Source organism: Streptomyces sp. NPDC056296 (assembly GCF_042268605.1).
GTDB lineage: Bacteria > Actinomycetota > Actinomycetes > Streptomycetales > Streptomycetaceae > Streptomyces.
In genome coordinates this window covers 106,600-118,596 of sequence record NZ_JBHJRX010000008.1, presented here as the reverse complement: position 1 = coordinate 118,596, position 11,997 = coordinate 106,600, and the positions used below count along the sequence as shown (strand labels likewise).

Sequence of the window (11,997 nt, the reverse complement as noted above, 5' to 3'; positions counted from 1 at the left end):
GACGGAACTCTGACGTCCGCGGCCGTCACGGCCCGGTCAGCTCCCCGTCCCGCAGCTCCAGCACCCGGTCGGCGAGGTCCAGCAGCGTGGCGTCGTGGGTGGCGACCAGGGCGGTGACCCTCCCCCAGTGCCTGAACGGCAATGCCGTTGCTTTAGTGGTCGTGCCATCGGTTGTTGAGAGTGAGGACGGCCGGAGGGCGGGGGCTGCTGGCGGGTTCGCCTGGGGCCTTGCTGCCGTAGCCGGTGATGCACGACCGGATCTTTCGCGGACAGCTACGGGATCTTCGGCGGGGCAGCAGGCTGCGCCCGATCTCGGCGACTCCGAGGCGCCGGTCCCGCTTGATCGCTGAGGGGGGAAAAGCCGCTCGGCGAGATCACTGAGCGGCGGACGACGTGCAGGGCCCGGGTGAACGAGGTCCGTTCTGCGGTGCTGTGGTGCAGGTGGGCGGCCTCGTTCAACAGATCCCGGGTGGCATGGTGCACGATCAAGTGCGCGTAGATTTCCTGCCGCACGCCGTCCGGTGTCTGTGATCTGAGGACTGGTCGGCCGCGTTGGTGGGTCTTGATCTCGTCGAAGACGAGCTCGATCTCCCAGCGCCGGGCATAGAGCACGGCAAGTTCTTCGGCGGGGTACTTCTCGTGGTCGGTGAGACTGGTGATGAGCCGCACCACGTCGGTTTGCCCGTCGACGCGGTACTCGATCACCCGGACCAGCACCGGCGGGGCCTTGACCGTCCCGGCTGCCTTGCTGTGCTTGTTCGCCTCGATCCGGGCGAGGTAGCTGCCGTCGGGCAGGACATCCTGGACCCGGCGGGCCTTGCGCCGCTCGATCCGCCAGAGCAGGTGCGTGCCCTGGTCCCTCAGCCGGTGCCAGCGGGCCAGACCCCACAGCCCCCGGTCGGCCAGTAACAGCGTGCCGGCTCCGACATGGGCGTCCAGGGCGTCGGAGACGATGCGCTCGGAGTCCTTGAACCCGCCGATCGCGGTATCCAGCACGGCATGGGAGGAGCACTCAGCCACCGCGAGGACTCTGGCCTGCGGATATCCTATGGGACTGCGAGGAGAGCCGGACTTGCCGAAGGCGTCGTTGTTACTTGCGGAGTCGGGCACGGCCAGCAGCATCCCGTCCAGGGCCAGCACCCGCAGCCCGTGGAACAACTCGCCGTCCGTGCCGAGCGGACGGGCCACGGCCCGGAACAGCTCACGCATCACCGGCCAGCCGAGCCGCTGCCGGGCCCTGGTCAACGACGACTTGTTCACCCCGGACCAGGACCGCAGCCCCTTGTCGCCTGTCTTCACCAGCCGCAAGATCTCCAGGTAGTCGGCCCGCGGGAACAGGCACATCGCCAGCACGAAGTACACCGTGAACCGGGCGGACAGCAGACGCCGGCGCTTCTCCGAGCGCCCCGCCTCACCCACCACCCGGTCCACCAGCTCAGGCGGACACGACCGAGTCAGGACCCCCAACCCCAGCCGCTCTGAACGGCCTGGGGGCACCCCCACCTGCTGGCCGCCGGACAGCTCGCCGGGCCGCTGTGCGGCGTGGTCGGCGAGGCCGACCAGTGAGAGCAGCAGCTCGACGCGCTCCTCGCGCTCGCGCGGTGCGGCCCGGCGCAGCCGCATCGGTACGCCCACGTTCTCGGCGGCGGTGAGGATCGGGATGAGCCCGAAGGACTGGAAGACGAAGCCGACGCGGTCCCGGCGCAGGGCGAGCAGCCCCTCCTCGTCCAGCTCCGCCAGGTCGCGGCCGTCGACCTCGACCCGTCCGGCATCGGGTACGTCGAGACCGCCGACGATGTTGAGCAGCGTGGTCTTCCCGGACCCGGACCGCCCCTTGAGGGCGACCAGCTCGCCACGCGGCACCTCGAAGGAGACGCCGCGCAGGGCGTGTACGGCGGCGGCGCCGTGGCCGTACGACTTCCGCACGTCCTCGACGCGCACCATGGTCTCGGTGACCACCTGGCTCATGTGCCCTCCCCCGCCGGAAGCCGGGCGCCAGTATCGCGAGCGGACCCTGTGCCGTTCGCCTGTCCGGCCCGGATCGGAGCGTCGAACGTGAGTGGCTTCCCACGTGAGTGGCTTCCCATGACAGAAGGGCCGCGCCCCGAGCGGGGCGCGGCCCTTCACGCGCGCGTGCGGACGTTCACGCGCGTACGGAGAACCGTACGGAGACTTTACCTACCGGACCTCGGTGATCTCCGGTCCGCGCTGGAGCTGGCCCATGCCGCCGGCGAAGCGGGAGCCCTCCTCCTGTTGGACGCCCTCGGGGACCATCTGCGCGTCGTTCGGCAGCTTGAGGACGATCGGGTCGCGGGGGGCCATCGGGCCGTCGCCGCGGACCACGACCGTGTCCCGGAAGATCTGCTCCAGCAGACCGGCGGCCTGCGGCTGCACCGCGCCCTGGCCCGAGATCACTCCGCGCAGGAACCAGCGGGGGCCGTCCACACCGACGAACCGTACGACCTGGAAGCCGCCCGTGCCGTCCGGCAGCTGCACCGGGACCTGGGCCCGCAGCTCCCAGCCCAGCGGACCCTCGACCTCGTCGATGATGCCGCCCTGCTGGGTGATGCCGGAGCCGATCTCCTCGCGCACCTCGCCCCAGATGCCCTCGCGCTTGGGCGCCGCGAAACCCTGCAGCTGGATGGCGCTGTCGCGCAGCACGACGGTCGCGGCGACGATCGCGTCACCCGCGACCTCCACGCGCAGTTCCATGCCGTCGACTCCGGGGATGAACAGGCCGCCCAGGTCGACCCGGCCCTCGGCCGGGTCGCGGACCTCGGTGCTGTCCCAGGGCCCGTCGGGCCGCGGTTCGGGCTCGAGCCGCACACGCTCGGGCTCTTCGTCCGCCTCGGTGTCGACGCTGTCGACGACCTGCTCGGTCTCGCCGGCCGCGTCCTCGGCGGCATCCTTCTTCTTGCGACGTCCGAACACGTCACTGTCCTTCCCGGTCGGATACGACCGAAGCGTATCGATTCCCACCCGTCGGGCCGCCCTCGGCGACCTGACCGCTTGTGCCGCTTGCACGGTCCAACCCGGCGTGGCCACCGGTGGACCCGAAGCCCCCTCCGGCCCGCACCGAGTCGGGAAGCTCCGCGACCTGACGGAAGCGGACCCTCTCGACCTGTTGGACGACCAGTTGGGCAATCCGGTCGAAGCGCTCGAACCGCACAGTCTCGCGCGGGTCGAGATTCACCACGATCACCTTGATCTCCCCACGGTACCCGGCATCAATCGTCCCCGGGGCATTCACGAGGGCGACACCGCAGCGGGCGGCCAGACCGGAACGTGGGTGCACGAAGGCCGCGTACCCCTCCGGGAGCGCCACAGACACGCCCGTGGGCAGTACGGCCCGCTCGCCGGGCGCGAGTTCGCAGCCGGCGGTGGTGCGCAGATCGGCGCCCGCGTCGCCGGGCTGCGCGTACGTCGGGAGCGGTACGTCGGGGTCGACGCGGCGGATCAGGACGTCGAGTTCGGGCCTCGGCTCCCGGTGCCCGGGGTTCGGGAGGGTCACGGGTTCACCTCGAAGGCGCGCGTGCGGCGGACCTGGTCCGGGTCGTCCATGGCGGCGCGGATCTCCTCCTCGCGGCCGTGGTCGACGAAGTGATCGATCTTGACCTCGATGAACAGCGCGTCGGCGCGGACGGCCACGGGCCCGTCGGGGCCGCCGATCCGTCCCGTGGCGGTGGAGTAGATCTTCCGGCCGGCCACGGCGGTCACCTCGGCCTCCAGATGCAGCGTCGTGTCGACGGGCACGGGCCGCCGGAAGTCCGTCTCCAGCCGTCCGGTCACCGCGATGGTGCGCAGCAGCCAGTTCAGCGAGCCGAGGGTCTCGTCCAGGGCGGTGGCCAGCACGCCGCCGTGCGCCAGGCCGGGGGCGCCCTGGTGGGCGGGCTGCACGGTGAACTCGGCGGTGATCGACACGCCTTCGCCCGCCCGCGCCTGGAGGTGCAGTCCGTGGGGCTGGTCGCCACCGCAGCCGAAACACTGGCCGTAGTGCGCGCCGAGCAGTTCGCCGGGGGCGGGCGCGTCGGGGTGCCGTACGGGTTTCACGGCGTCGGCGGGGGGCTGAAGACCTGGGGAAGTACCACTCACAGGCGCAGACCTTACCCGCGCGTCGGCCGAACACCGATACCGTGCCAAGCTTGGTTCATGCAGCTCTCCACCGCCCCGTACGAAGAACGCCTCACCGCGCCGCGCTCCTGGTGGCTGGTCTCCTTCCTGGTGGGGCTTTCGTTCGCCCTGATCCTGCTGCCCTTCGGCACGCTGCCGATGCTGGGCGGACTGGCCGGCGGGACGGCGGTGGCGGCGGTGGCGGCCAGTTCGTACGGCGCGGTCCGCATCCGTGTCGTGGGCGGCTCGCTGATCGCGGGCGAGGCGAAGGTGCCGGTCTCGGCCCTGGGCGAGGCGGAGATCCTCGATCCGGAGGAGGCCCGCGCCTGGCGCACCTACAAGGCCGACACCCGCGCCTTCCTGCTGCTGCGCGCCTACATCCCGAGGGCCGTGCGCGTGCTGGTCACGGATCCGGAGGACCCGACTCCGTACCTGTACCTGTCGACCCGCGAGCCGGAGCGGCTGGTGGAGGCCCTGACGGCGGCGAAGGCGGCGGCGTAGCACCCGCGCGGGATCAGTGCCCGCCGTCCCCTCCAGGGCGGCGGCCGAGCCCTTTGGGACCGAGTTCCTTCGTGAGGGCGCCCATGTCCAGCGCGTCCCGCGGTCCCTCCAGCGCCGGGAGTTCTTCGAGGGCGCTCCACGGCACCTGCTGCTTGCGCAGGTCCGCCCGGATTCTCGCGGCCAGCTTTCTGGTGTCGCGGCGGTTCATGACGGCGCCCACGGCCGCGCCCACCATGAACGGCATCAGGTTCGGCAGGTCACGCACCATCCGCTTCATGATCTGCTGACGGAGCTGGCGCTTCATGTGGCTGTTCATGGCCGAACCGAGAGTCGACGGCTTGGACACGTCGACGCCGCGCTCGTCCGACCAGGAGTTCAGATACGCGGTGCTGCGCTGCGCGAGACCGCCGGGCGGTCGTACGCCGTAGACCTCGTGGAGTTCGGCGATCATCTTGAGTTCGATCGCCGCGACGCCGGTGATCTCGGCGGCCAGTTCCGTGGGCATCGCGGGCGGTACGGGCATCATCGCGGCCGCGCCGATCCCCGCTCCGACGGTCGCGGTGCCCTTGGCGGCGCCTGCCACCAGCCGGTCGGCGAGCTCCTCGGGTCCGAGACCGGGGAACTGCCTGCGGAGCGTCGCCAGGTCCCGTACGGGCACGCGCGGTGCCAGGTCGATGATTCGGTCGGCGAGGTGCGCCAGGGCGGCCCTGGCGCGCTGACCGCCGTTGCGGACCCCCTGTCCGGCCTTGTGCCGGAACGCCGCTGCCCGTCGCCGGGCAGCGGGTGCCGACGTCTCGGCGGTCGCCGGGAGGTCACCCCGGTCGGCCACTGATTCGAGCGAGGCCGTCCCCGTATCGGTCGGGCCCCGCTCGTCGTCACGCGCGCCATAGGGACCGTCGGACGGTCCTTGGTCCGCTTCCCGCCTGGAGAAGCGGCGCTTCCAGGGAGGGGTCGAGCCAGTCACGGCCGACCCCGCCTCAGTCGCAGTCGCGGCAGATCGGCTGGCCGTTCTTCTCCCGGGCCAGCTGGCTGCGGTGGTGCACCAGGAAGCAGCTCATGCAGGTGAACTCGTCCTGCTGCTTCGGAAGTACACGGACGGCCAGTTCCTCGTTCGAGAGGTCGGCGCCGGGAAGTTCGAGGCCTTCCGCGGCCTCGAACTCGTCGACGTCGACGGCCGAGGCGGACTTGTCGTTCCGCCTCGCCTTCAGCTCTTCGAGGCTGTCCGAGTCGACGTCGTCGTCGGTCTTGCGTGGAGTGTCGTAATCGGTTGCCATGGTCGCTCTCCCCCTCTGGGTGTCTGCGGGTGTCTCCAGCGCACGTAACGCGTGAGAGGCCGGACTTGTGCCCGACCCGAGGCGGAGATTTTGCCTCACATCAAGGTCTGTTACTCAATCGACACCCAACCGGACCCCTCATGAGTGATCGGCTTGGATGGCGATGGGGACCGTACACGGTCCGAATGCCGCACTTCAAAGGCGTCTCACCGTGTACTTCCCGTGATCAGGACCCCTGAAAACCAGGATTTTCCCGGCTTTCCGACAGGGTGCATGATCACGGAGAGTAGATGGCGGGAAAGCCTCCGCTGTGATCGATCACACAGGCAGCTCCAGGGCCGGTGGCCTGGAAATTCCGCTCAAAGCGAACATCCTCGGGTCTCGGTGAGATGTCGGGGTCATGATCTCAGACGGGCAGCGTCACCCGCATCACGAGCCCTCCGCCCTCGCGCGGCTGTGCGTAGATGTGCCCGCCGTGCGCCCGGGCCACCGACCGCGCGATGGACAGGCCGAGGCCGACTCCCTTGTCGCTGCCCGTGCGCTCGGTGCGCAGCCGCCGGAACGGCTCGAAGAGGTTGTCGACCTCGTAGGCCGGCACGACCGGGCCGGTGTTGGTGACCACCAGGACCGCCTGACCGTTCTCCACGGCGGTGGTGACCTCCACCCAGCCCGCCTCGGCCACGTTGTAGCGCACGGCGTTCTGTACGAGGTTCAGGGCGATGCGCTCCAGCAGGACGCCGTTGCCCTGGACCACGGCGGGATCGCGCGTGCCGCGGATCTCCACGCCCTTGGTCTCCGCCTCGGCGCGCACCTGGTCGATGGCCTGGCCGGCCACCTCGGCGAGGTCCACCGGCTTGCGCTCGACGATCTGGTTGTCGCTGCGGGCGAGCAGCAGCAGACCCTCGACGAGCTGCTCGCTGCGTTCGTTGGTGGCCAGCAGTGTCTTGCCCAGCTGTTGGAGCTCCACCGGGGCGTTCGGATCGGACAGGTGCACTTCCAGGAGGGTGCGGTTGATCGCCAGCGGCGTGCGCAACTCGTGGGAGGCGTTTCCGACGAAGCGCTGCTGGGCGGTGAAGGCCCGTTGCAGCCGCTCCAGCATGTCGTCGAAGGTGTCCGCCAGCTCCTTCAGCTCGTCGTCCGGGCCGTCCAGCTCGATCCGCCGGGAGAGGTCGGAGCCCGCCACCGCGCGCGCGGTGCGGGTGATCCGGCCCAGCGGCGACAGGACGCGGCCGGCCATGGCGTAGCCGAAGGCGAAGGCGATCACGGCAAGGCCGAGCAGGGCCAGCAGCGAGCGGCTGAGCAGCCGGTCCAGGGCGACCTGGCGCTGGTGGTCGATGCAGTCGCTGATCGCGGCGTTGAACTGCGACAGCGACAGGTTGCCGTTGGTGACCCCGGGACAGTCGCTGCTCGCGACCTCCAGGTCCTGGAAGTTGACGATCTTGTAGAGCGGTTGGTTGCCGGTGCGTACCGCCTGGGCGGCCAGCAGGTAGATGATCGACAGCAGCAGGATGCCGGCGATCAGGAACATGCCGCCGTACAGCAGCGTCAGCCTTATCCGGATGGTGGGCCGCAGCCACGGCAGCGGGGTGGCCGAGCGTGGGTCCCAGGTGGGTTTCGGAGGCGCCCCGGGGGGCGCGGGTGTCGTCGCCACGGTCGATCAGATCCGGTAGCCGGAGCCGGGGACGGTGACGATGACGGGCGGCTCGCCCAGCTTGCGGCGCAGGGTCATCACGGTCACGCGCACGACGTTGGTGAACGGGTCGGTGTTCTCGTCCCAGGCCTTCTCCAGCAGCTGCTCCGCGGAGACGACCGCGCCCTCGCTGCGCATGAGCACCTCCAGCACGGCGAACTCCTTGGGCGCGAGCTGCACCTCCTTGCCGTCCCGGAAGACCTCTCGGCGGTTCGGGTCGAGCTTGATGCCGGCCCGCTCCAGGACGGGCGGCAGGGGCACGCTGGTACGCCGGCCCAGGGCGCGCACGCGCGCGATGAGCTCGCTGAACGCGAAGGGCTTGGGCAGATAGTCGTCGGCGCCGATCTCCAGGCCCTCGACCCGGTCGCTGACGTCGCCGGAGGCCGTGAGCATCAGCACGCGCGTGGGCATGCCCAACTCGACGATCTTGCGGCACACGTCGTCGCCGTGCACGAGCGGGAGGTCGCGGTCGAGGACGACCACGTCGTAGTCGTTGACGCCGATGCGCTCCAGGGCGGCCGCACCGTCGTACACGACGTCGACGGCCATGGCCTCCCGGCGCAGTCCGGTGGCCACCGCATCGGCGAGCAGTTGCTCGTCCTCGACGACGAGTACGCGCACGTCGCTTGTCCTTCCTGTGTCCACCCGCGTAGCGCTTCTGGCGCACGAGGGCAGGGGGCTGGTGGGTGTTGCCTCCATCCTGCCCTTTTCGGCCATAAGTCGGCTGTAAGACGGGTGAGGGGCCGGTGACGGCCCCGGAGCGGCCCGCGCCGGACGGGACGGTCGGGAAAGGTGGCGGGAGCGGGAATGCGGGATTTTCTCGCGCGGTTGAGGTTTCCGCGGAAGGGAGTGGGGGGAGGACGGCTTTACACCCCGCGATCACGCTCTGCCTGTACCGCGTTACCGCGCGGTACGCCGCGGTCCGCTTCCGCAGAGCGGGCGTGGGTGTCCGGCACCGTCGCCGCCCGGCAGGGCTGCGCTGGGCACTCCACCGGAGACGTGATCGTCCCTTTCGAACGGCACACCCCCGTGCCACCGACCCACGACCCAGGACGAGGGGGCGCAGCATGGACGCTTTCACCGCAGGACTTCTGCAGCGCATAAAGACGACCGAGTCCGACCTGTCCCGGGCCCGCGACGAGGGGGACGAGTTCCTCGTCGAGGTGGAGCTGGGAGAGCTCGACGACCTGCGCCGTCTCGCTGCCGAACACGGTGTGGAGGTCGGCGCGACCGGCGTCTGATCGGCCCGTGAGCGACAAGGCCCCGGCGGGATCCAGCGCCGGGGCCTCGTCGTGCGTGGTGCCGTCCGGCGGTGAGCGGGCGGGGGCGTGGGCGCCGGGCGCCGTCCGCCCGAGCGAGGGTCCGCCCCGGCGGAACGGATATCGGGCGGGACCGGTGTCCGGCAGGTCGCCGTCCGGCGGTGAGCACGCGGGGCGTGGTCGCCGGGCACCGGGTCCGCCCCGGCGGAGCGGGTATCGGGCGGGGGTCCGCCCCGGCGGAACGGCTGTCGGGCGGGGCCAGTGTCCGGCAGGTCGCCGTCCAGCGGTGAGCACGCGGGGCGTGGTCGCCGGGCACCGGGTCCGCCCCGGCGGAACGGGTATCGGGCGGGGGTCCGCCCCGGCGGAACGGATGTCGGGCGGGGCCGGTGTCCGGCAGGCTGCCGTCCGGCGATGAACAGGCGTGGCGTGGGCGCCGGGGCGGCGTACAGAGCCGGGTGGCGGCGTCGGGCCGATGGCCGGGGTCGGCCGCCGAGCCTGTGGGGCCGCGGGGGCGACCCACGGGGCCGTCTGCGACGGTGCCGGGTGGTCCGGCGGGGCAGGGATGAGCCGTGACCGCGCCGAGCCGGTGGCACCACCGGACCGGATGCCGACGCCGAACCCACAGCCGGAGCCGGCCACCACACACCGGAGCCACGAGGACACCGCGCCCGACCATCTGCGACAGTGCCGGATGCCCCGGCACGGCAGGCATGAGCGGTGATCGCGCCAAGCCGAGCGGCGATGAGGTGGAAGCGCTGGGCGGGCAGTTCGGCGTCCGTGCGCGGACACCCGGCCCCGCAGACACAGGGCCGGGTGAGCCCGCCGGATCCACAGTCGGCGTCGACCGCCGTGCCGCTGGGGCGCCGCGCGCGGCCGGTGCCTGCGACGGGCCGATCGTCGCGGTCGGCCGCCGCGTCGGCGCGGTCGCGGGTGGCGTCGCGCGGGGCCGTCTGCCTCTGGGCGTGGTCGGTCCGCGGAACGGCGTGGGCACGGAGTGACACACGCCTTCCGGGGCCGGCCACGCGCCGCCCGCCGAACCGCCGGAGGCCTACGCGCCGCCCGCCGAACCGCCGGAGGCCTACGCGCCGAAGTCCACCAGGAGCCGCTGGAGGGGCTCGAAGACGCCCGGGGTGGCCGCGATCGTCAGGGCTCCGGACGGGCGCTCACCGGGGCGTCCACCGGTCACCGCGCCCGCCTCCCGGGCGATCAGGTCGCCCGCCGCGAGGTCCCAGGGGTGCAGACCGCGCTCGTAGTAGCCGTCGAGGCGTCCCGCGGCCACGTCGCACAGGTCGATCGCGGCCGAGCCGCCGCGCCGGATGTCGCGCACCAGCGGAATGAGCCGCCGCGCGATCTCGGCCTGTTCGGCGCGGACGTCGGCGACGTAGTTGAAGCCGGTGGAGACCAGGGCCTGGTCCAGCGGCGCCGTGGAGCGGCAGGCGAGCCTGCGTTCGCCGGCCCAGGCGCCCGTTGCCCAGGCGCCACCGCCCAGTACCGCGTGGTACGCCTCGCCCCGCATCGGGGCCACGACCACCCCGGCCACCCGCTCGCCGTCCTGCTCGGCGGCGACGGAGACCGCCCAGGTGGGCAGTCCGTACAGGTAGTTGACCGTGCCGTCGAGCGGGTCGATGACCCAGCGGATGCCGCTCGTGCCCTCGGTGACGGAGCCCTCCTCGCCCAGGAACCCGTCGTCGGGACGCCGGTCGGCGATCAGGCCGGTGATCAGCTTCTCCGCCGCGATGTCCATCTCGGTGACCACGTCGATCGGGCTGGACTTGGTGGCGGCGACCGCGAGGTCGGCCGGGCGGCCGTCGCGCAGCAGCTCGCCCGCGCGGTGGGCGGCCTCCTGGGCGATCTTCAGGAGCTCGGCATGGAGGGGGCGGGGCGTCACGTCGGTCACGGGGCTCCTCACGCGTAGGGGCTGTCGGCGCCCGCGGCGGCGGGACGGGGGGCGCGGGCGGGGCAGCAGCCGACCGGGCACAGATTGTGGCTCGCGCCGAGCGCGCCGAGGGCGCACGGCGCGACCTCCTGCCCGAGTTCGTCGGCGGCCCGCTCCAGGACGAGGTCGCGGACCGCTGCGGCGAACCGCGGGTCGGCGCCGACGGTGGCCGAACGACGTACCGGCAGTCCCAGCTCCTCCGCCTTGGCCGTGGCCTCGGTGTCGAGGTCGTACAGGACCTCCATGTGGTCGGAGACGAAGCCGATGGGTGCCATCACCACGGCGGGGGCGCCGGCCGCACGGCGCTCCTCCAAGTGGTCGCAGATATCGGGCTCCAGCCACGGGATGTGCGGGGCGCCGGAGCGCGACTGGTAGACGAGCTGCCAGGGGTGGTCGACGCCGGTGCGCTCGCGGACGGCGTCGGCGATCACCTGGGCCACGTCCAGGTGCTGGCGTACGTACGCCCCGCCGTCGCCGTGCTCCTCGACCGGACCGGAGGTGTCCGCGGCGGAGGTGGGGATCGAGTGGGTCGAGAAGGCGATGTGCGCGCCGTCCCGGAACTCCTCGGGCAGCTCGGCGAGGGACCGGACGACGCCGTCGACCATGGGCTCGACGAAGCCCGGGTGGTTGAAGTAGTGGCGGAGCTTGTCGATCTCCGGCAGCTCCAGTCCCTCCGCTTCCAGGGCGGCGAGCGCGTCCGCGAGGTTCTCGCGGTACTGCCGGCAGCCCGAGTACGAGGCGTAGGCGCTGGTGGCCAGGACGAGGATGCGCCGGCGGCCGTCGCGGACCATCTCGCGCAGGGTGTCCGTCAGGTACGGCGCCCAGTTGCGGTTGCCCCAGTAGACCGGCAGGTCCAGACCGTGCTCGGCGAAGTCCTTGCGGAGGGCGTCCAGCAGGGCTCGGTTCTGGTCGTTGATGGGGCTGACGCCGCCGAAGAGGAAGTAGTGCTGACCGACTTCCTTGAGTCGTTCCTTGGGGATGCCGCGCCCTCGTGTCACGTTCTCCAGGAACGGGACCACGTCGTCCGGGCCCTCCGGGCCGCCGAACGAGAGCAGGAGCAGGGCGTCGTAGGGGCTGGCATCGAGCACGTCTGGCATGTCTCGATCCTGCCACCCGGCACTGACAGCGGGAAAACGGCGGGGTGCCGACCGTGCGTTTCGCCAGGTCCGCGGGGCTGTTTCCGGGCGGCCGGACGAGTAAGCTGTATCGACTGCGTTCGCACCTTAC

The 11,997-nt window shown here is 71.7% G+C and carries 12 protein-coding genes and 1 pseudogene; 2 read left to right on the top strand and 11 right to left on the bottom strand.

Annotated features, from left to right (window positions below):
• Nucleotides 1-25: 25 nt before the first annotated feature.
• From ACFCZF_RS07960 to ACFCZF_RS07940, 5 genes and pseudogenes are all read right to left on the bottom strand, one after another.
• Nucleotides 26-124: pseudogene (locus ACFCZF_RS07960) on the bottom strand (ABC transporter ATP-binding protein); the annotation flags it as partial.
• 149 nt (nt 125-273) lie between these two features.
• Complete coding sequence (locus ACFCZF_RS07955; protein WP_376670920.1) at nt 274-1,968, bottom strand: IS4 family transposase; 1,695 nt, start codon at nt 1,966-1,968, stop codon at nt 274-276.
• 210 nt (nt 1,969-2,178) lie between these two features.
• Nucleotides 2,179-2,931 carry a DUF3710 domain-containing protein gene (locus ACFCZF_RS07950; RefSeq protein ID WP_375923734.1) on the bottom strand — a complete coding sequence of 251 codons (753 nt, stop codon included), beginning with the start codon at nt 2,929-2,931 and terminating at the stop codon, nt 2,179-2,181.
• Between the two features lies 1 nt (nt 2,932).
• On the bottom strand, nt 2,933-3,511 hold the full coding sequence (gene dut, locus ACFCZF_RS07945; protein WP_375923732.1) for a dUTP diphosphatase: 579 nt from the start codon (nt 3,509-3,511) through the stop codon (nt 2,933-2,935).
• Nucleotides 3,508-4,092, bottom strand: coding sequence for a PaaI family thioesterase (locus ACFCZF_RS07940; protein ID WP_375923729.1), 585 nt, complete (start codon nt 4,090-4,092; stop codon nt 3,508-3,510). Before ACFCZF_RS07940 ends, dut begins: the two co-directional genes overlap by 4 nt.
• Nucleotides 4,093-4,149: 57 nt before the next feature.
• Here ACFCZF_RS07940 and ACFCZF_RS07935 point away from each other — a divergent pair, with 57 nt between their 5' ends.
• Nucleotides 4,150-4,611: a DUF3093 domain-containing protein gene (locus ACFCZF_RS07935; RefSeq protein ID WP_121749670.1), complete on the top strand. Its 462-nt coding sequence runs from the start codon at nt 4,150-4,152 to the stop codon at nt 4,609-4,611.
• A gap of 13 nt (nt 4,612-4,624) precedes the next feature.
• Here ACFCZF_RS07935 and ACFCZF_RS07930 read toward each other — a convergent pair whose 3' ends face one another.
• The 4 genes from ACFCZF_RS07930 to ACFCZF_RS07915 form a co-directional block, all read right to left on the bottom strand.
• Nucleotides 4,625-5,575 carry a hypothetical protein gene (locus ACFCZF_RS07930; RefSeq protein WP_376670919.1) on the bottom strand — a complete coding sequence of 317 codons (951 nt, stop codon included), beginning with the start codon at nt 5,573-5,575 and terminating at the stop codon, nt 4,625-4,627.
• 13 nt (nt 5,576-5,588) lie between these two features.
• Nucleotides 5,589-5,885, bottom strand: a complete 297-nt coding sequence (locus ACFCZF_RS07925) for a DUF4193 domain-containing protein (RefSeq protein ID WP_003993510.1) — start codon at nt 5,883-5,885, stop codon at nt 5,589-5,591.
• Between the two features lie 406 nt (nt 5,886-6,291).
• Nucleotides 6,292-7,536 carry a sensor histidine kinase gene (locus ACFCZF_RS07920; protein ID WP_376670918.1) on the bottom strand — a complete coding sequence of 415 codons (1,245 nt, stop codon included), beginning with the start codon at nt 7,534-7,536 and terminating at the stop codon, nt 6,292-6,294.
• 6 nt (nt 7,537-7,542) lie between these two features.
• Nucleotides 7,543-8,196, bottom strand: a complete 654-nt coding sequence (locus ACFCZF_RS07915) for a response regulator transcription factor (RefSeq protein ID WP_003993508.1) — start codon at nt 8,194-8,196, stop codon at nt 7,543-7,545.
• Nucleotides 8,197-8,642: 446 nt separating this feature from the next.
• Here ACFCZF_RS07915 and ACFCZF_RS07910 point away from each other — a divergent pair, with 446 nt between their 5' ends.
• Complete coding sequence (locus ACFCZF_RS07910) at nt 8,643-8,816, top strand: hypothetical protein (RefSeq protein WP_167392522.1); 174 nt, start codon at nt 8,643-8,645, stop codon at nt 8,814-8,816.
• 1,096 nt (nt 8,817-9,912) lie between these two features.
• Here ACFCZF_RS07910 and ACFCZF_RS07905 read toward each other — a convergent pair.
• The gene (locus tag ACFCZF_RS07905; protein WP_375923703.1) at nt 9,913-10,731 is read right to left on the bottom strand and encodes an inositol monophosphatase family protein; all 819 of its coding nucleotides are present in this window, start codon (nt 10,729-10,731) and stop codon (nt 9,913-9,915) included.
• 8 nt (nt 10,732-10,739) lie between these two features.
• Nucleotides 10,740-11,867: a ferrochelatase gene (locus ACFCZF_RS07900; protein WP_376670917.1), complete on the bottom strand. Its 1,128-nt coding sequence runs from the start codon at nt 11,865-11,867 to the stop codon at nt 10,740-10,742.
• Nucleotides 11,868-11,997 lie beyond the last annotated feature (130 nt).